This is a genomic window from Waltera intestinalis, from assembly GCF_009695995.1.
Lineage (GTDB): Bacteria > Bacillota > Clostridia > Lachnospirales > Lachnospiraceae > Acetatifactor > Acetatifactor intestinalis.
Map to the genome: position 1 here is coordinate 1 of NZ_VUMU01000021.1, position 18335 is coordinate 18335.

Below are 18335 nucleotides of genomic sequence, written 5' to 3' on the forward strand. Positions count from 1 at the left end.
CAAACATCCTGATATCCATGATTTTGGGCCTAGGGGAATGGCATAGACTTAGATAACATCTCTATGAAAAAAAGAAAATGTAAGAAAAAGCGAGTTAACAAGAGAAAAACAAAGATTATTATGGGAGGAAGGATATGCATTATGTTATCGGGGATATACATAACGACCTGAAGAAGTTGAAACAGATCCTAAAGCAGATCAACATCACCAAGGACGATGAGCTGATCGTTCTTGGTGATGTTTTCGACAGGGGAGGGGGAAACGCCGATCCTTTCGGGGTATATTGTGCCCTTGCCGGCTTGCAGGGAAAGTGCTCCTGGATCCGAGGCAACCACGATGACTGGCTGGCAAATTACACTTATGAGTATTTTAATACTCCGGAGAAAAAACGGCACAAATTAGCTCCTTACGGTTACAACAGTTTTGAACTGTTGCGACAGCGCATTACCGAAGTAGACATGATGAACATTGCTGATCTGATCAAGGGACTGCCGCTACAGAAGGAACTGGAGCTGGAGGGAAAGAAATATCTGTTTGCTCATGCCATGACTTCCTATCCGGATGTCCGGGAAGATGACCGGTATTACATACGGGGGACGATGGATATAGACTGCTTTTTCTTTGAGGGTATCGATGGATATATCTCCATGTGCGGTCATACGCCCACGGACAGCATTGTGTGGAAGAAGGACAGAAGATATCTGGACGAGCCGGGCAATTCCATCTGGCACAACGACAGACATAACGTATATCTCTTAGATTGTGGATGTGGCTTTGCCGGTGGAAGACTTGCCTGTCTCTGTCTGGAGACGAAAGAGCGATTTTACGCCTGAAAACGGGAGGATATTATGCGCAGAAATTATTTCTACAGAGAGGATCTTCAGGTAGAACTGACACAGTTACAGTTGGAAGAAGAGGATGAAAAAGAGCGGTTTCTTGAGGGAAGCGCTCTTTTTGAACAGAAGCCGGAGAATCTGTTTGAAATTGGTCTGGATTACAGAATTTCGGAAAACCTGGGAAGTAAACATAAGAGGTTGGTGCCCGGTTATGTTGTGTTGGAAATCACAGGAAATATCTGTAGGATATCTCCGATACTGTATCCGGAGTTTCGGGGGAAGGGATACTGGAAAGAAGCCAGAGAACTTTTGTTGGAAAGAATCTTTAAAGGAAGCTTTTTCACAGAAGAAAACGGAAGACGTGTCCCTTACCGGATCGACCGGGTGGAGATCGGTACAACAGTGGTCACAAAGGAGGAATTTCTACAGACCTATTACAAGGATGATATTTATGTTGTCATGTATGCTTATTATAGTGACTGGACGATATACGGATATTTTACAAGGAAAAGCGACGCGGAAAAATACTGCACCGCCCATCCGGAGATGGACCTGACGGTGGAAACATTACATTGTCTGGATCACAAACAGGACCTGTCAAAAGTTTCAGTGAAATATCAATATCTGGTCAGGTTTCGCCTGCATGACAAAACCTGGTGCCTGGATCCGTCATTCCAGTCGGAAGAAGCAGGTGAACCGGAAGCGGTTGGAGAGAAAACGAGCCGTTATGTTATAGAGATGGGACCGGACCCGGAAAATCCCCGGTGGATCAGAATAAAAGTCACATTAGAGAGAGCAGACCGGTCCATTGCGGAGAAAACAGCGCAGGATTTATTCTATCAATATCTGAATTTCTGCGAAAACCATCCGAATCATAAGAGTGCGGCCGATTTTCTGAGTCAATTGTAATGAGTAACAATGTAACTGTGGTCAACGAATCGATACGAGGGAGAAAACGAATGAAAATTTATTGCATGAGTGATATTCACGGATGTTTGGCAGAGTTTGAAGAGGCACTGAGCCGCATAGAGGATCGTCTGGAAAGCGAGGATACCCGTCTGGTACTTCTGGGGGACTACATTCACGGCAGACAGGATGGTCGGTACGTGCTGGATAAGATTATGGAGCTGCAATACAAGTATGGCAGAGACAAGGTCGTTGCATTGATGGGAAATCATGAGGAATTTGTACTGCTGGGATACTCCACGATTGCCGAAATGAATCCTACTTACAGTGAGGAGCAGGAGGCGGACGACGATAAATACGTCCGGTGGATAGAAAATCTGCCCAGGTACTATACAGAAGGCAATACGATTTTTGTACACGCCGGTATTGATGAAGAGGCCGGGGATTTGTGGGAATGGGGAACCGGAGAGGAGACTTTTGTAGGAAAATTCCCTGCACAGACCGGAAAAATAGAAGGAATCGAAAGCAAGGTCGTAGCCGGACATGTGGGTACTTCCGATATTTCGGGAGATCCCGGATATCATGATATCTATTATGACGGAGCTTCCCACTACTACATCGACGGAACGGTGTTGAGCAGCGGCGTGATCCCCATACTGATGGTAGATACCGACACGGATAAATATTACAGAGTCACGGAATCGGGGAACTGGCTGATCCTTCCTTATGATGAGGAAAATTAGTAAATCTTTTATAACGGTGAGAGGAGGCCACAACTATGGCAATTGGTTTTGAAGAGATCAGAAAGTACATTGCTCGTGACGTGAGGATATCCGTATGTTTTCAAGATGGTTACTATCATAATTATCTAATGATTTCGGATATTCCGGAACATAAATATGATGGTCTTTATGTATATGGTATAGGTATGGTGAATGTGGAGTTTTCCCGGGATGTTTATTCAGTGCCGAAGGAACAGGAGGGAATTATCAGAGGAACGGAGGATGATATTCTGGCATCGGCGTTGGAAATTGTGCTGTATCCCCAACCAAGAGAGATTGCACGGAGTACGGAAGAAGCTCTTTTGTTCAGGGATCTGAAACCATATTTACAGATATTCGGAAATATCTCTGTGGTAAACAGGGAGGATTGGTCTTTTAAAACTTACGAGTACAGAGACGACATTCCGGGGGAATATGACGAAAACTATGTGTATGGTGTGGGAATGGAAGACAACCCGGATGTGAAGGCATCATTAAAAAATCTGGAATATGACACATGTCTTAAAAAGCGAATGGTGGTCGTTCTGTCAAAGGACGATTTAAAAAAGAAGGAGACAAAAATGTGATCGAACTGCTGATCCATTATCCGGGAGATCGGAGATTTCTGAGTTCTCCGATCTGCGGATGCGACGAGAATCAGATTTAGAATCCTTCCTTCTTACGAACTAATCTTAACTCTCTTCTCTTAATGGCATTATCCCACTCCATGCGCTCCCCCTCGTTCTCTAAGATGAGACCGGGAACCGGGGTGGGTTTTCCATTGTCTCCCATAGCGACCATGACAAAATAAGCCCGGTTGATGGGGTGCCTGGTGCCGTCCTGCTCTTCGCGGTAGGTATCCACGCGTACTTCCATAGAGGTATGTCCCACATGGGTGACTTTACCGATCAGCACAATAATGTCATTCAGATAGGCACCAGATTTGAAATACAGGTTGTCGATGGCTACGGTGGTGGCGTCTCTGCCGCAGTGACGTCTGGCGGTGGCACCGGCTACTTCGTCGATCCACTCTAACAGTCGTCCGCCGAACAGGCGCCCGAAACCGTTGATATCCGGATGAATGACCACATGCAGCTGATGTGTCTCGGAATCTGAGACTTTTTTCGCGGGAAGTGCACTCGTCTTTTTTTCTGTATTTTCAGTCGTATCTGCTGTATTCATAGTTGTAAAACCTCACATATATTTTGAAATCTAAAATTCTTCACTCAAAACGGCGCAAACAGTAAGTGGGGCAGCGTCTGCACATATATAAAGATAGTATAGCACATTTTGGAAAAAAGTGCCATCCGTATATGATTTTCTGTTTTGGGATATTCTATTGTGTGCAGAAAAAGATCATTTGCAGATCCTTTGCTAACTGCCGGAAGCGAAACTTTACGAAAGGGGAACGGGAATGCTGATCAGACAATTATTGCTTATAGCAGCAGGAGCCAGTTACGGTCTGCTGTCGGCGGCGGGAGTGTTTACGGTGCTGGTGGCGGTGGGACTGATTCCAAGATTTGCAGGGAAAACGCACACGGCCCGTTATGTATTGTTGTATGAAGAAATGGTGATCTTCGGGACGCTGGCAGGGTGTTTCGCTACTGTTTTTCCGGAATACAGTCAGTGGGGGAGCTTTTTGCAGGAGCGGTTTCCGGAGAAAATGAGGCTGTGGATGGCAACGGGGGTAGCGGCACAGGCAGTCTTCGGATTTTTTTCCGGGATGTTTATCGGATGCCTGGCACTGGCTATCGCGGAGATGCTGGACAGTATTCCTATTTTTGCGAGAAGGATTTCGTTCCGGCATGGTCTGGGATGGGCAATCTTAGGTATGGCTGCGGGGAAATTATGCGGTTCCCTGCTGTATTTTGCAACAGAATTTTACAGGACGGTGCAATAAGTATGAAACAGCAGTTGGTTTATCTGAAATGTGACAGAAATGCGGAGGTTCAGGCACAGGATGTATTGCTGAAGGATGTAGCGGAGGTCCGTTGCCGGGACAAAGTACTGTCGGCAAAATTAAATGCCATCAAGGTCTGCCATTTTCCGAAAGAAGGCGAAAAACGCTGCGTGATCAGCTGCCTGAAGCTGGTGCGTCTCATGGAGGAACTCTGTCCGGAAATAGATGTGCAGGTGGTAGGAGAGACAGATGTACTGGTGGAATGGATCAGTGTGGATCGGTACAAAGGCTGGTGGCAGTGGAGTAAGGCTGCGTTCGTGTGCCTGATCAGCTTCTTCGGGACGGCATTTACTATTATGGCATACCATAATGATGTGGGGATCAACGAAGTATTTACCGGGGTGTACCGAATGTGCATGGGTGCGGAACCCGGAGGAATGAATACGCTGGAAGTGGCATATTCTGTGGGACTGGCGGCAGGTATCATTGTGTTCTTCAATCATATCGGAGGCAGGCGGTTGACGAAGGATCCGACACCCGTGGAAGTGTCTATTAAAAATTATGAGACCGATGTGGAGAAGACGCTGATCGAGCAGGCGGGAAGAGAAGGCAGGGAGATCGAGGGAGATAGTTAGGGAAGCTATAAGAGCAAAAGGAAGATATAGGAAATGTCCGGAATGGGTTGACATAGTAAGAGGTGGAGGCTATAATCAATATCGTGATGTAATAAATTTGTAACAAATTCGTAAAAGGAATTTAACTGAAAGGTTTTTATGATAAAAAATAAGAAAAACAGACAGATAAGAATAATTGCAATGGGAATGGCACTTTGTGTACTGGTATCTCCGATACCGGCATCGGCGGCAGAAAGCAGCGCTCTGATGGCATCCGGTGGTGTGGCGTCGGTTTTGGAAATGGAACGTTCCCTGGAAGAATACATTCAGATCGCCCAGGATGCGCAGGGAGCTTCCTGGGGATATACGAATATCGGTGTAGCCAATGTAGAGTCCGGCAATCTGAATATCAGAGCAGTGCCCTCTACAGACGGTAAGCTGGTGGGTAAGCTGCCCAAGGATGCTGCATGTGAAGTCATCGAGACGAAGGACGGCTGGTGCCATATCAAGTCCGGTGAAGTGGAAGGCTATGTAAGCCGGGAGTTCTTACACACAGGACCGGAGGCTACGATCCGTGCGGCACAGCTGGTACATACGGTGGCAATTGCCAATACGGACGGACTGAATGTACGTCAGGAACCCAACACCTCCAGCGAGATCGTGACGCAGGTAGGACAGGGCGAGGAAATGGAATATGTGGAGACCGGTGCAGACGGTTGGGTGAAGATCTCCATCGATGGCGAGGATGCTTATGTGTCCCAGGAATTTGTCACAGTGGAGGAGAAGCTGGATACCGCTATTACCATGACGGAACTGCTCTACGGCCAGGGTGTATCCGATGTGCGCGTAGACCTGGTGGAATATGCGAAACAATTCGTGGGTAACCCTTATGTCTGGGGAGGGACCAGCCTGACCAAGGGTGCTGACTGCTCCGGTTTTGTACTGGCAGTGTTCAAAAAATATGGTATTACCCTAAGTCATTCTTCCAGAGCGCAGGCGAATGAAGGAACGAAGATCAGCGCTTCGGATTTAAAGCCCGGAGATCTGATCTTCTACGGTAACGGCAAAGGTAACATCAACCATGTAGCAATCTATATCGGCGGAGGACAGGTCATCCATGCCAGCAGTCCGAAGACCGGTATCAAGATCAGCAGCTATAAATACCGTACTCCCGTGAAATGTGTCCGCGTAATTCAGGATTGATATAGGGAAAAATTTAAAGTGTAAAGGCATTGTGCGTCTGGTGGCGGGCAATGCCTTTTTGGTATCCCGAAGATGGATATCCGGAAGCGCTTTTATAATTGCGTTTCCATGGGAACTGTGATACTATTTTTATGTGTCATAGATGATGCTGAATTGGATATAACAGCAAATAGAATGAAACTAATTGGGTGATGGGTATGCGTAAAGTAGCTTTGATCACGGACGGTTGGAGACGTTTGTTCACATATGCATGGCCGGCGGGAATTCTGCAGAGGATTCAGGAGACCGGAGAGGATGTCAATCTGTACATTTTCAATAGTACAGGTAACTGGAGCCGGGATGCCGGATACAATAGGGCAGAGTACAATATTTACAATCTGCCGGAGCTGTCCGATTTTGACGGAATTATTCTGGAATTAAATAATATCAGTTCTTCGGCGGTACTTGCAGAAGTGATCAGCAATGCAAAGCGATCGGGACGTCCGGTGGTATCTATTGCCAATGAACTGGAAGATTTTTATTATGTGGGGATCGATAATTATTCTGCCATGAAGCAGGTTATCGCACATCTTCATGAGGTGCATGACTGCAAAAAGTTCTGGCTGCTAGTGGGAGCACAGAATAATTATGAAAGCAGCTGCCGTCTGCAGGGAATGCTGGATTATGCCAAAGAACATAAGATAAAGATCGGCAAGGACGATATCTGGTACGGTTCCTTTGATTATAGGAGCGGACTGGAAGGTTATAAACATCTATGGAATCTGCACAAGGAGCTTCCGGATGCTATAATCTGCATTAATGACAATGTGGCGGTCGCGGTATGTGAAGCCGCGGCACAGATGGGATTTCATGCACCGGATGATTTTTGTATCACCGGATTTGATAATTTTGACAAGGCTGGCTTCTACACACCCAGCATTACAACTGTGGGACATATCCGGGAAGAAGCTGCTTACCAGGGGATGGATATACTCCTACGGCTCTGGGCTGGGGAGAATGTACCAAAATACAATTTTACCGAAACGGAAATGCTGTGGCAGGAGAGCTGCGGCTGTGGAAAGGGCAGCAGCCGGGATGCCAGGGGGCATCTGAAGGATCAGATCATGTACAGTGTGGAGAGCGAAGAATTCGATGAGGAAGTACTCTCCATGGAAGCGGAAATGATGCAATGCAATACGGTGGAGGAGATGATGTATTGTATCCCTCAATGCATTCCTTCCCTGAAATGCGATGCTATGTATCTTGTATTGGATGATCATCTGAATGCTTATAAGAAAGAGGCGGAGAAGAGTATTCACCTGGATGCGGCACCTTCTGACGAAGGCTTTTATATACACGGTTATCCGAGACAGATGCAGATGACCTTTGCCTATGAGAGAGACCAGAGGCTGGATCTGGACAGACAGGAAGTGGACGGAATCTTCCCCACATTTGACTATCCGAAGCCGGGACAGGATTTTCTGTTCCTGCCGCTGCATTTCGGAGAGCGTACGGTGGGCTATGTGGTCATCCGTAATGCGGTCTATCTTATGGAGAAGCAGTATTTGTTCCAGATCATGAACGCATTGACCCGTTCCATGGAGAACCTTCATAAAAAAGAAATGCTCGAATATATGAATAAAAAATTATCCTCGCTGTATATCATGGATACCCTGACCGGTATATACAATCGAATGGGATACCAACAGTTAGGAGAGAAAGCCTTCCGGATCTCAAAACGGAATCATCGGAAACTGCTGATACTGTTTGTGGATCTGGACAGGCTGAAATATATCAATGATACGTTCGGTCATGAATATGGCGATATGGCTATCTGTGCGGCAGCCAGGGCACTGATGCAGTGCAGTAGCCGTGATGCGGTGCCTGCCAGAACCGGCGGCGATGAATTCGTCGTGGTGCAGACGCATCAGTCCGATGAAGCCTCGAGAGATCTGGTCCATAGGATCCGCAGAACACTGGAGGCGGAGGGAAAAGCACAGAATCTGCCATTCCCGCTGACCATGAGTATCGGAACTGTAGTGACGGATCCGGACAGCAATCTGACCTTTGCGGATTATGTAAAACAGGCCGACAGCCTGATGTACGAAGAAAAAGTACAGAAACGTGCTGCCAGAAAATAAAAAGTGTATTTACAACAGAAGATTATTGTGCTATATTGAAACAGTATGATTAGCCGATGCTCAGATTACGGACACTCCGACCTTAGTCTTAGTATCAGGCGGTTAAAAAACAGGAGGAAAAAGAAATGATTTCTAAGGAAAAGAAAACAGCCATCATGAACGAGTATGCAAGAACCCCCGGTGACACCGGTTCACCTGAGGTACAGGTAGCAGTCCTGACTGCAAGAATCCAGGAGCTTACCGATCATCTGAAGGAGAACCCCAAGGATCATCATTCTCGTCGTGGTATGCTGAAGATGGTAGGTCAGAGACGTGGTCTTCTGGATTACCTGAAGAAGAAGGATATCGAGAGATATCGTGCATTAATCGAGAAGCTTGGCTTAAGAAAATAATGCTGACTGGTGAGCGGGGTCTGCCGATTACATCGGCGCTCCGCTTTCTCTGTGTATGTGATGATAGATACTCTGTCATTGCTTTGGGTAACAAGCGGTATGGAAGTGAGCCCCGAGACCGCTGAAAAGGGTATGTTGGGAGCAACAACATGAATTTTTCAGTAGTTTCGGTAATCCTCCAGACCGTGGAAATATTTATTAAATTATTTATATCGTAGAGTGATAAGAGTGTCCCATGAGGAACACAAAAGATAAAGTCACGTACGATGGATAGGAGGAATTTATGTATCAAAGTTACAAGATGGATCTTGCAGGCAGACCTCTGGTGGTTGATATCAACCGTGTAGGTAAGCAGGCAAACGGATGTGCATTCATGCACTATGGTGATACCACTGTTCTCTGTACTGCAACCGCTTCCGAGAAGCCCAGAGACGGTATCGATTTCTTCCCTCTGAGTGTAGAGTACGAAGAGAAAATGTACGCTGTGGGTAAGATCCCCGGCGGCTTCAATAAGAGAGAGGGCAAGGCAAGCGAGAACGCTATTCTGACCAGCCGTGTCATCGACAGACCTATGCGTCCCCTGTTCCCCAAGGATTACCGTAACGACGTAACCCTGAACAACATGGTAATGAGCGTAGATCCCGAGTGTCGTCCCGAGCTGGTAGCAATGATCGGTGCTGCTATCGCTACCTGCATTTCTGATATTCCTTTTGATGGTCCCTGCGCTATGACCCAGGTAGGCATGATCGATGGCGAGTTCATCATCAATCCCAGCCAGGAGCAGTGGAAGAAGGGCGATCTGAACCTGACCGTTGCTTCTACCAGAGAGAAAGTGATCATGATCGAAGCAGGTGCTAATGAGATTCCTGAGGCTACCATGATCGAAGCTATCTACAAGGCTCACGAAGTGAACCAGACCATCATCGCTTTCATTGACAAGATTGTAGCAGAAGTCGGCAAGAAGAAGCACGAGTACACCAGCTGTGCTGTTCCCGCTGAAATGTTCGAGGCTATGAAGGAGATCGTATCTCCTGCGGAGATGGAAGAGGCAGTATTTACCGATGACAAGCAGACCCGTGAGGAGAACATCCGCGTGATCACTGACAAGCTGACCGAGGCTTTCGCTGAGAACGAAGAGTGGCTGGCTATCTTAGGTGAGGCTGTATATCAGTATGAGAAGAAGACCGTTCGTAAGATGATCCTGAAGGATCACAAGCGTCCCGATGGCCGTGCGATCACCCAGATCCGTCCTCTGGCAGCAGAGGTAGATATCATCCCCCGTGTACATGGTTCCGCTATGTTCACCCGTGGACAGACCCAGATCTGTAATGTATGTACTTTGGCACCTCTGTCCGAGCAGCAGAAGATCGATGGTCTGGATGAGAACGAAGTAAGCAAGAGATATATGCATCATTATAACTTCCCTTCCTATTCCGTAGGTGAGACCAAGCCTTCCCGCGGACCCGGAAGACGTGAGATCGGTCACGGTGCTCTGGCTGAGAGAGCCCTGATCCCCGTACTGCCCAGTGAGGACGAGTTCCCTTATGCAATTCGTACCGTATCTGAGACTTTTGAATCCAACGGATCTACCTCCATGGCTTCCACCTGTGCTTCCTGCATGTCCCTGATGGCAGCAGGTGTACCCATCAAGAAGATGGTAGCAGGTATCTCCTGTGGTCTGGTAACCGGCGAGACCGATGACGATTTCGTACTGTTGACCGATATCCAGGGACTGGAAGACTTCTTCGGAGATATGGACTTTAAGGTAACCGGTACTACCGAAGGTATTACCGCTATTCAGATGGATATTAAGATCCACGGTCTGACCAGACCTATCGTAGAAGGTGCTATCGCAAGATGCCGTGATGCAAGACTGTTCATCATGGATACCTGCATGAAGCCTGCAATCTCTGCTCCCAGAACAGAGGTTGGCAAGTACGCTCCCAAGATCATCTCCATTCAGATCGATCCCGACAGAATCGGTGATGTAGTAGGTCAGCGTGGTAAGACCATCAATGAGATCATTGCACGTACCGGTGTGAAGATCGATATCACCGATGACGGTAAGGTATCTATCTGCGGTACCGATAAGGAAATGATGGATAAGGCTCTGGAGATGGTGAAGATCATCACAACTGACTTCGAGGAAGGTCAGATCTTCAAGGGCAAGGTAGTAAGCATCAAGGAATTCGGTGCATTCATCGAGTTCGCACCCGGTAAGGAAGGCATGGTACACATCTCCAAGATCGCTAAGGAGAGAATCAACCATGTAGAAGATGTCCTGACCCTGGGAGACGTAGTAACAGTAGTATGCCTGGGCAAGGATAAGATGGGAAGAATCAGCTTCTCCATGAAGGATGTGGCTCAGCAGTAAGCTGAGAGAAATAAAACCGCTGTGGGCGCAAGCCTGCAGCGGTTTTTGCGTGGTAACTTTCAATTTACCTTACTTCTTCCGTGATCAATTCTGCCCACGCCACAGCGAATCCGGCGCGGTGTGCTACCCGTTGGGAAGCAATGTGGGACATGCTTGTTCCATAATAAGGAATTGTACCTTGAGCCAAAATATCCTGAGCCAGAAGTCTTACTAATGTCGATCCCACATGCATTTCTCTGGCGTGGGGAGCTACATTGATCCCAATCTGCCAGAACAGGGGACTGTCAGCGCTGGCGCCAGCCATACCGAGAATCTCACCGTCCTTTACCGCAGCCATGCCCAAAACATCCGGTGCATCCGGATCGAAAGCAAATGCTTGATCAAAACGATCATCACCACGAAATTGTAGAATAGCATCCTGATCATATCGTATCAGTTCAAAATCCCGGGCATCAGGTAGCAAAGCCGAAGGAAGGTCAGAAGAAGCTATGCCACCAGACTCCGGCAGAAAAAAAGGATGTACCTGTGCAATATGGGCACCGAAGGGAGCCAGCAATTCCTCCAATTCCCGAAGCCGCTTCATGTCAAAAAACCATTCTCCCGTCACATCAGCATAACGTTTCCGACATTCTGCCACAATTTCTTCGGAACCGGTAACTAATAATTTCCCATTGACGACAGCAATCTTTAACCTGCAAACCGTCTGTTCCTGAAAACGGCGGCGTCCCTCCTGCGGTACATAAATTGTAAAATGATTTTTTGAATCTGCCACATCAGCAGGACTGCAACAGTAGTCCAGTGCCAGCTGGCGGGACAATGCTTCCTGATACATAGATGTCGGAACTCCTTTCACAACGGATTACATCAAACTCTGTGGTTCCCATCCTTTCATTACATGTTTCACGGTATACTCCGCAGCCTCCGCATCCGTCAGCTGGTGGGAAAAGTCAGCGCGGGTAGCAGGGGAAGCACCGGGACCGTAGGAAGCGTATTCTCCGTAATAGAAATGTCCATGGGGTTTCTTCCAGTCCTGCCAGCCGACGGGATGGATGTGTGCCCCCAGTTCACAGTGTAAGAATACGGTCTTCGCCCATTCTCTCCAGGGACGTCCCAGGTAGATGGAATGGGGAGGACAGTCGCTCTCCAGGCTGCATTCATGGAAGACATAGCCGTAGGGTTCTTCCATGGGAGTGGAGGCTGCGGTCACATAGCCGTAGATCACTTCATCCTCCGGACTTTCCGGAGGGACCCGGTCTCCGGGAAGCTTCGAGTAGATCGTACAATGCTCAAACCAGGCGATGCCGCTGCCGAAGATGAAATCCACATCTCCCTGAATAAAACAGTTTTCATAATAATGACGTCCAATCGTGCGGGGCTTGAATTCTCCGGGCCCCTTGAAGCCTCCGGGCTGCGCCTCTTTTAACGGCAGAGGTGCATCGAAGACCGTGTCCTGGCTGCCAAGAAAACGGCAGTCATAAAAAGCATTGCGGTCACCGTCTACATAGACCGCCAGCGCCTGCCCTACGGTATGTCCGAAACCGGAATCATTCTGAAAAGTCAGATGTTTTGCAGTAAAATCATGGGTGTCGATCCGGACGGAAGCGGTGCGGAAGGTTCCGCGTTTATCTCCCTCAGGCATAAGATCAAAGGCGGCATCTCCGTAGACGAGAATAGTCTTGTCTGCACCGGCCCCTTCGAAGGTGACATTTGGTCTGGTGATGATTAATTTTTCCCGATAAATACCCTCCCCGATGTGTACGATCACAGGAGGCAGATCAGAAACGGGAGCCGGGAACTGCTTTTCGCATGATAAGCAGGATGAATCCGTCAGGGCGGTCAGTGCTTCAGTAATAGTAGAAAAAGAAGTGCCCGGAAGGGTATTTCCGGGCATATTGACATAATAATGCAAGGAAGTCTTGTCTGACATAAATAACTCCATTCTGTAGATGCTGCTTTTATGGAAAGAAACGCTGCATGCGACATCTACAACACAATGCAGCCTAAAGTCCTGTATGGCTGATACCTGAATAACTTAAAGCAGACGCACAATCTCTAAATCCGGCTGGTCCGCCAGGTTCACATACTCTCCGCCACATTGTACGACAGGCCGGGAGAGCTTGTCTTTGTTGATATAAATGATCGTCCCTTTCCGCCCATCGCTTAACAGACAATGGTTCTGCAGACAGGAATTGACCACATTTTCCAGAAAAGGAAGCAGGATGGAGACATCGTATTTCTGGAAGCCTTCTGCCTCGAACATCTCGATGACACGGAATGGACACAAAGGTCCTCTGTAACAGCGGGCAGCGGTCATGGCATCGTAGACATCGGCAATAGCCACGATTCTTGCATAAGGGTCGATCTGATTGCCTTTTAATTTCAAAGGATAACCGCTGCCGTCGCTACGTTCGTGATGCATGAGAGCAGCATTTTTCACATGATCATCCACATCCTGGGACAGGAGAAGCTGGTAACCCAGGGTGGGATGCTTTTTGATCGTTGCAAATTCTTCCTCGGACAGCTTTCCCGGTTTTGAAATGATAGAATAAGGTATCAGCAGTTTGCCGATATCATGGAACAGACCACAGGCAGTGGCCAGCTCAACTTTCTCGTCAGACAGCTTCAGCCATCCGGCCAGTATGTTGCAGATCAGGGCAACATTCAGACTGTGAGTGTAGGTGGAATCATCATATTCACGCATGTTCTGAAGCATGTCCAGAATGCTGATGCTGCCGGAATGATTAGCCACGATGGCCATGGTGTTCTTCAATAGGGTATTCACATCTAAAGAGGTATTTTTTTGAATCACGAGATTCATATTTTCCCGGAACAGTTCAACATCATTTTCAAAATCTGTCTTGAACAGTTGAAATTCCGGAGAACTCTTAATGCGCTCGGAGTAAGAGAGCTCAGTGTCAGTGGAATCCTCAGCAGGCCGCACGGGTTGTATGATATCCTCGGCAAAAATGGTGAGGATACCGTACAGATCCAGCTTGGTGATCAGTTTATCCGTAAGGATGGTCCCTTTTTGTATCAGAAGCTCATGGTCCAGATCATAGACGTCTTCGGCGACGGTCATGCCGGGAACCAGTTGGGTGATAGACAGCCTTTTCATAAGTATTACGCTCCTTGTCATGAAAAGAAATTAACTGAATTCATTATAATAATTTTCAGCAATACTGTCAATTTTGGCAGTCAATGCGCAGCCCACATCCTGTTCATAAAATTTTTACAGTCTTTTCACGCCTATGGGCACATTGAAAGGTTGAAACATAGAGGAAAATCTGCTACAATAACCTTTGAATTATGCGAAGACCCATGGACATTTTATTGTCAAAAGGGTGTGGAAACGAGGAAAAAATGAGCGTTATTGAGAAGATATTTGGCACGCACAGTTCCAGAGAACTGAAGCGTATTGAACCTCTGGTAGACAAGATCGAGGCACTCCGCCCTACAATGCAGGCACTTTCCGATGAGGAACTGCGGGGTAAGACCGAGGAGTATAAGAAGCGTCTGACCGAGGGAGAGACTCTGGACGATCTGCTTCCGGAGGCTTATGCAACCGTAAGAGAGGCTGCAAAGCGTGTTCTGAACATGGAGCACTACAGAGTACAGCTGATCGGTGGTATCATCCTGCATCAGGGACGTATCGCAGAGATGCGTACCGGTGAAGGTAAGACACTGGTGTCTACCCTTCCTGCTTATCTGAATGCTTTGGAAGGCAAGGGGGTCCATGTCGTTACCGTCAATGACTATCTGGCGAAGCGTGACGCGGAGTGGATGGGGCAGGTACATGAGTTCCTGGGACTGAAGGTCGGTGTGGTACTCAACAGCATGACCTCCGAGGAGAGACAGGAAGCTTACAAGTGTGATATCACTTATGTTACCAACAACGAGCTGGGATTTGATTATCTGCGTGATAACATGGTTATTTACAAGGAACAGCTGGTTCTGCGTGGACTGCATTATGCCATTATCGATGAGGTGGACTCCGTACTGATCGATGAAGCGAGAACCCCTCTGATCATTTCCGGACAGAGCGGCAAGTCCACAGCTCTGTACGAGATGTGTGATCTGCTGGCACGTCAGATGAAGCGCGGTGATGATGTACAGGAACTGACCAAGATGGATGCCATTATGGGTGTGGTACAGGAAGAGACCGGAGACTTCGTCGTTAACGAAAAGGATAAGATCATCAACCTGACCGCAGCAGGTATGGAGAAGGTTGAGAGATTCTTCCACATTGATAACTTCGCTGATCCCGAGAACCTGGAGATCCAGCATAATATCATTCTGGCATTGCGTGCCCATAATCTGATGTTCCGTGATAAGGATTACGTGGTAAAAGATGACCAGGTACTGATCGTCGATGAATTTACCGGACGTATCATGCCGGGACGCCGTTATTCCGACGGTCTGCATCAGGCAATCGAAGCAAAAGAGCATGTAAAGGTGAAGAGAGAAAGTAAGACGCTTGCATCCATTACCTTCCAGAACTTCTTTAATTTATTCGATAAAAAGTGTGGTATGACCGGTACAGCTCTCACTGAGGAGACCGAGTTCCGTGAGATCTACGGCATGGATGTTGTTGTGATCCCTACGAACCGTCCCGTTATCCGTAAGGATCTGCAGGATGCTGTATACAAGACGAAGAGAGAGAAGCTGAACGCTATCGTGAATGCGGTAGAGGAAGCACATGCCACAGGACAGCCTGTACTGGTAGGTACTATCACTATCGAAGCCAGTGAGGAACTGAGCAGAATGCTGACTAAGCGCGGCATCCAGCACAAGGTCCTGAATGCAAAATTCCATGAACTGGAAGCAGAGATCGTAGCCGATGCCGGTGTACACGGTGCGGTAACCATCGCTACCAACATGGCAGGTCGTGGTACGGATATCAAGCTGGATGATGAAGCGAGAGCCGCCGGCGGACTGAAGATCATCGGTACCGAGCGTCATGAGTCCAGACGTATTGATAATCAGCTGCGTGGTCGTTCCGGACGTCAGGGAGATCCCGGTGAGTCCAAGTTCTACATCTCTCTGGAAGACGATCTGATGAGACTGTTCGGTTCCGAGCGCCTGATCAGTATGTTCAATACCTTAGGTATCCCCGAAGGACAGGAGATCGAGCACAAGGCATTGACCAATGCCATCGAATCCGCACAGAAAAAGATCGAGAGCAATAACTACGGTATCCGTAAGAATCTGTTAGAGTATGACCGTGTCATGAGTGAACAGAGAGAGATCATCTACGAGGAGCGTCTGCGGGTACTGAACGGCGAGAGCATGCGCGATGTGATCTACAAGATGATCACCGATATTACCGAGAACTGTGTAGATATCTGTATCAATGACGACGCAGATATCTCCGACTGGGATTTCAATGAGTTAAATACCCTGCTCATTCCTACGATCCCGTTACAGCCTCTGACACCGGAGCGTGTGAAGAAGCCCAAGAAGAACAGCTTGAAGCAGCAGTTAAAGGAAGAAGCTGTGAAGCTGTACGAAGCAAAAGAGGCCGAGTTCCCCGAACCCGAAGCCATCCGTGAGCTGGAGCGTGTGGTTCTGCTGAAGGTTATCGACCGTAAGTGGATGGATCATATCGACGACATGGAGCAGCTGCGTCAGGGCGTGGGCTTACAGGCATACGGACAGAGAGATCCTCTGGTAGAGTACAAGATGAGCGGTTACGAGATGTTCGATGAGATGACCCAGAACATCCGGGAAGAGACTGTGAGACTTCTGTTCCATATCAAGATCGAACAGAAGGTAGAGCGTGAGCAGCAGGCGAAGATCACCGGCACGAACAAGGACGATTCCTTACCGAAGGGACCTGTAAAGCGTGAAAATGCAAAGGTGTACCCGAATGATCCCTGCCCCTGCGGAAGCGGTAAAAAATACAAGAACTGCTGCGGACGGAAGGCCTAATGTTTTCTGACGACAGCGGAAGACAGTGCGGCAGCGCGGACAGACGGTGTGCCTGCCGTAAAAAGTGAGAATTACGATAATAGAAAATAATAGAATAAGAAAGTAGGTGACGTTAAGTGGTTGAATTAGATCAGATGAAGACAGAAATTCTGTCCTACGAAACACCTTTAGCGGAAGTGAGGGATTCACTTTGACCTTGCTAACAAGGCAAAGCGGATCGAAGAAATGGAACGTGAGATGGAGGCTCCCGGATTCTGGGATGACCCGGAGCGTTCCAACCAGAAAATGAAAGAACTGAAGAACCTGAAGGATACGGTGGGAGAGTGTGATAAGCTTTCTACACAGTACGATGATATTCTGACTCTGATCGACATGGGATATGAGGAGAACGATGAGTCTCTGATCCCGGAAATCCGCGGAGAACTGGATGAATTCATCAGGGAATTCGACGAACTTAGGATCGGTACCCTATTGTCCGGAGAATATGATAAGAACAATGCGATCTTAAAGCTCAATGCCGGTGCCGGCGGTACCGAGAGCTGTGACTGGTGCGGTATGCTGTATCGTATGTATACCCGTTGGGCGGAGCGCAAGGGCTTTACCATTGAAGTACTGGACTACCTGGATGGTGATGAGGCCGGGATCAAGTCAGTGACTTTCCAGGTCAATGGTCAGAATGCCTATGGCTATCTGAAGTCGGAGAAGGGGGTACACCGTCTGGTGCGTATCTCTCCTTTCAATGCCCAGGGCAAGCGTCAGACATCCTTTGTATCTCTGGATGTTATGCCGGATATCGAAGGAGATCTGGATGTGGATATTGATGAGAAGGATCTGCGCATTGATACTTATCGAAGCAGTGGTGCCGGTGGTCAGCACATAAACAAGACATCATCTGCTATCCGTATCACCCATATCCCGACGGGAACAGTAGTGCAGTGTCAGAACGAACGAAGCCAGTTCCAGAACAAGGATAAGGCTATGCAGATGCTGAAAGCCAAGCTGTATCTGTTAAAAAAGGAAGCAAATGCCGAGAAGCTGTCGGATATCCGCGGCGAAGTCAAGGAGATCGGCTGGGGCAACCAGATCCGTTCCTATGTATTACAGCCGTACACACTGGTCAAGGATCACCGTACCGATGTGGAGACAGGTAATGTGGACGCTGTGTTGGACGGCGGACTGGATATCTTCATCAATGGCTATCTGAAATGGCTCAGTGTGCAGGGAGATAAGAAGACAGAGAATTCATAGTAGACAAAATATAAAACACATTCCATAGGCGTTTGACTTATGGAATGTGTTTT

16 protein-coding genes are annotated in these 18335 nt (G+C 47.9%); 12 read left to right on the top strand and 4 right to left on the bottom strand.

What is annotated here, in order from left to right:
* Positions 1-134 precede the first annotated feature (134 nt).
* From FYJ59_RS13095 to FYJ59_RS13110, 4 genes are read left to right on the top strand one after another with little or no spacing between them, the layout of a single operon-like run.
* Positions 135-833: a metallophosphoesterase gene (locus FYJ59_RS13095; RefSeq protein ID WP_154498582.1), complete on the top strand. Its 699-nt coding sequence runs from the start codon at positions 135-137 to the stop codon at positions 831-833.
* 15 nt (positions 834-848) lie between these two features.
* On the top strand, positions 849-1745 hold the full coding sequence (locus tag FYJ59_RS13100; RefSeq protein ID WP_154498585.1) for a hypothetical protein: 897 nt from the start codon (positions 849-851) through the stop codon (positions 1743-1745).
* Between the two features lie 50 nt (positions 1746-1795).
* Positions 1796-2485 carry a metallophosphoesterase gene (locus tag FYJ59_RS13105; RefSeq protein ID WP_154498588.1) on the top strand — a complete coding sequence of 230 codons (690 nt, stop codon included), beginning with the start codon at positions 1796-1798 and terminating at the stop codon, positions 2483-2485.
* 35 nt (positions 2486-2520) lie between these two features.
* On the top strand, positions 2521-3090 hold the full coding sequence (locus FYJ59_RS13110) for a hypothetical protein (protein WP_154498591.1): 570 nt from the start codon (positions 2521-2523) through the stop codon (positions 3088-3090).
* Positions 3091-3166: 76 nt separating this feature from the next.
* Here FYJ59_RS13110 and FYJ59_RS13115 read toward each other — a convergent pair whose 3' ends face one another.
* A complete protein-coding gene (locus tag FYJ59_RS13115) occupies positions 3167-3685 on the bottom strand; it encodes an acyl-CoA thioesterase (protein WP_117464814.1) in 519 nt (172 codons plus the stop codon).
* 232 nt (positions 3686-3917) lie between these two features.
* Between FYJ59_RS13115 and FYJ59_RS13120 the strand changes: the two genes are divergently transcribed.
* The 6 genes from FYJ59_RS13120 to FYJ59_RS13145 all read left to right on the top strand — a co-directional run bounded on the left by FYJ59_RS13120 (position 3918) and on the right by FYJ59_RS13145 (position 11106).
* Positions 3918-4403 (top strand): stage V sporulation protein AB, encoded by a 486-nt coding sequence (locus tag FYJ59_RS13120; protein ID WP_154498593.1) that lies wholly within the window; start codon positions 3918-3920, stop codon positions 4401-4403.
* 2 nt (positions 4404-4405) lie between these two features.
* Positions 4406-5038 carry a stage V sporulation protein AA gene (locus FYJ59_RS13125; RefSeq protein ID WP_154498595.1) on the top strand — a complete coding sequence of 211 codons (633 nt, stop codon included), beginning with the start codon at positions 4406-4408 and terminating at the stop codon, positions 5036-5038.
* Positions 5039-5176: 138 nt separating this feature from the next.
* The gene (locus FYJ59_RS13130; protein WP_154498597.1) at positions 5177-6220 is read left to right on the top strand and encodes a C40 family peptidase; all 1044 of its coding nucleotides are present in this window, start codon (positions 5177-5179) and stop codon (positions 6218-6220) included.
* A 197-nt stretch (positions 6221-6417) separates the two neighbouring features.
* On the top strand, positions 6418-8340 hold the full coding sequence (locus FYJ59_RS13135; RefSeq protein ID WP_154498599.1) for a GGDEF domain-containing protein: 1923 nt from the start codon (positions 6418-6420) through the stop codon (positions 8338-8340).
* Positions 8341-8465: 125 nt separating this feature from the next.
* Positions 8466-8732: a 30S ribosomal protein S15 gene (gene rpsO / locus FYJ59_RS13140; protein WP_022153975.1), complete on the top strand. Its 267-nt coding sequence runs from the start codon at positions 8466-8468 to the stop codon at positions 8730-8732.
* 283 nt (positions 8733-9015) lie between these two features.
* The gene (locus FYJ59_RS13145; RefSeq protein ID WP_154498601.1) at positions 9016-11106 is read left to right on the top strand and encodes a polyribonucleotide nucleotidyltransferase; all 2091 of its coding nucleotides are present in this window, start codon (positions 9016-9018) and stop codon (positions 11104-11106) included.
* 64 nt (positions 11107-11170) lie between these two features.
* Here the strand turns inward: FYJ59_RS13145 and FYJ59_RS13150 are convergent, their stop codons facing one another.
* From FYJ59_RS13150 to FYJ59_RS13160, 3 genes are all read right to left on the bottom strand, one after another.
* Positions 11171-11938 carry a GNAT family N-acetyltransferase gene (locus tag FYJ59_RS13150; RefSeq protein ID WP_154498603.1) on the bottom strand — a complete coding sequence of 256 codons (768 nt, stop codon included), beginning with the start codon at positions 11936-11938 and terminating at the stop codon, positions 11171-11173.
* Between the two features lie 27 nt (positions 11939-11965).
* Positions 11966-13045: a pectinesterase family protein gene (locus FYJ59_RS13155; RefSeq protein ID WP_235898050.1), complete on the bottom strand. Its 1080-nt coding sequence runs from the start codon at positions 13043-13045 to the stop codon at positions 11966-11968.
* Positions 13046-13138: 93 nt separating this feature from the next.
* Positions 13139-14221, bottom strand: a complete 1083-nt coding sequence (locus tag FYJ59_RS13160; RefSeq protein WP_205839551.1) for an HD-GYP domain-containing protein — start codon at positions 14219-14221, stop codon at positions 13139-13141.
* Between the two features lie 245 nt (positions 14222-14466).
* On the opposite strand from FYJ59_RS13160, the gene secA reads away from it, so the two are divergent.
* Both secA and prfB read left to right on the top strand, forming a co-directional pair.
* Positions 14467-17034, top strand: a complete 2568-nt coding sequence (secA, locus tag FYJ59_RS13165) for a preprotein translocase subunit SecA (protein WP_022152927.1) — start codon at positions 14467-14469, stop codon at positions 17032-17034.
* A gap of 116 nt (positions 17035-17150) precedes the next feature.
* Positions 17151-18282, top strand: a protein-coding gene (gene prfB, locus FYJ59_RS13170; RefSeq protein ID WP_328597245.1) for a peptide chain release factor 2 whose coding sequence is annotated in 2 segments (ribosomal slippage) — positions 17151-17225 and positions 17227-18282 — 1131 coding nt in all. Because the reading frame shifts where the segments join, the coding sequence is not laid out codon by codon here.
* Positions 18283-18335: the final 53 nt, after the last annotated feature.

What these genes read in the sequence shown, in the direction of transcription:
- FYJ59_RS13100 (WP_154498585.1), top strand. Translation starts at nt 849, where the DNA reads ATGCGCAGAAATTATTTCTACAGAGAGGATCTTCAGGTAGAACTGACA.
- FYJ59_RS13135 (WP_154498599.1), top strand. Translation starts at nt 6,418, where the DNA reads ATGCGTAAAGTAGCTTTGATCACGGACGGTTGGAGACGTTTGTTCACA.
- FYJ59_RS13130 (WP_154498597.1), top strand. Translation starts at nt 5,177, where the DNA reads ATGATAAAAAATAAGAAAAACAGACAGATAAGAATAATTGCAATGGGA.
- FYJ59_RS13120 (WP_154498593.1), top strand. Translation starts at nt 3,918, where the DNA reads ATGCTGATCAGACAATTATTGCTTATAGCAGCAGGAGCCAGTTACGGT.
- FYJ59_RS13150 (WP_154498603.1), bottom strand. Translation starts at nt 11,938, where the DNA reads ATGTATCAGGAAGCATTGTCCCGCCAGCTGGCACTGGACTACTGTTGC.
- FYJ59_RS13160 (WP_205839551.1), bottom strand. Translation starts at nt 14,221, where the DNA reads ATGAAAAGGCTGTCTATCACCCAACTGGTTCCCGGCATGACCGTCGCC.
- rpsO (WP_022153975.1), top strand. Translation starts at nt 8,466, where the DNA reads ATGATTTCTAAGGAAAAGAAAACAGCCATCATGAACGAGTATGCAAGA.
- FYJ59_RS13155 (WP_235898050.1), bottom strand. Translation starts at nt 13,045, where the DNA reads ATGGAGTTATTTATGTCAGACAAGACTTCCTTGCATTATTATGTCAAT.
- FYJ59_RS13095 (WP_154498582.1), top strand. Translation starts at nt 135, where the DNA reads ATGCATTATGTTATCGGGGATATACATAACGACCTGAAGAAGTTGAAA.
- FYJ59_RS13115 (WP_117464814.1), bottom strand. Translation starts at nt 3,685, where the DNA reads ATGAATACAGCAGATACGACTGAAAATACAGAAAAAAAGACGAGTGCA.
- FYJ59_RS13145 (WP_154498601.1), top strand. Translation starts at nt 9,016, where the DNA reads ATGTATCAAAGTTACAAGATGGATCTTGCAGGCAGACCTCTGGTGGTT.
- FYJ59_RS13110 (WP_154498591.1), top strand. Translation starts at nt 2,521, where the DNA reads ATGGCAATTGGTTTTGAAGAGATCAGAAAGTACATTGCTCGTGACGTG.
- FYJ59_RS13105 (WP_154498588.1), top strand. Translation starts at nt 1,796, where the DNA reads ATGAAAATTTATTGCATGAGTGATATTCACGGATGTTTGGCAGAGTTT.
- secA (WP_022152927.1), top strand. Translation starts at nt 14,467, where the DNA reads ATGAGCGTTATTGAGAAGATATTTGGCACGCACAGTTCCAGAGAACTG.
- FYJ59_RS13125 (WP_154498595.1), top strand. Translation starts at nt 4,406, where the DNA reads ATGAAACAGCAGTTGGTTTATCTGAAATGTGACAGAAATGCGGAGGTT.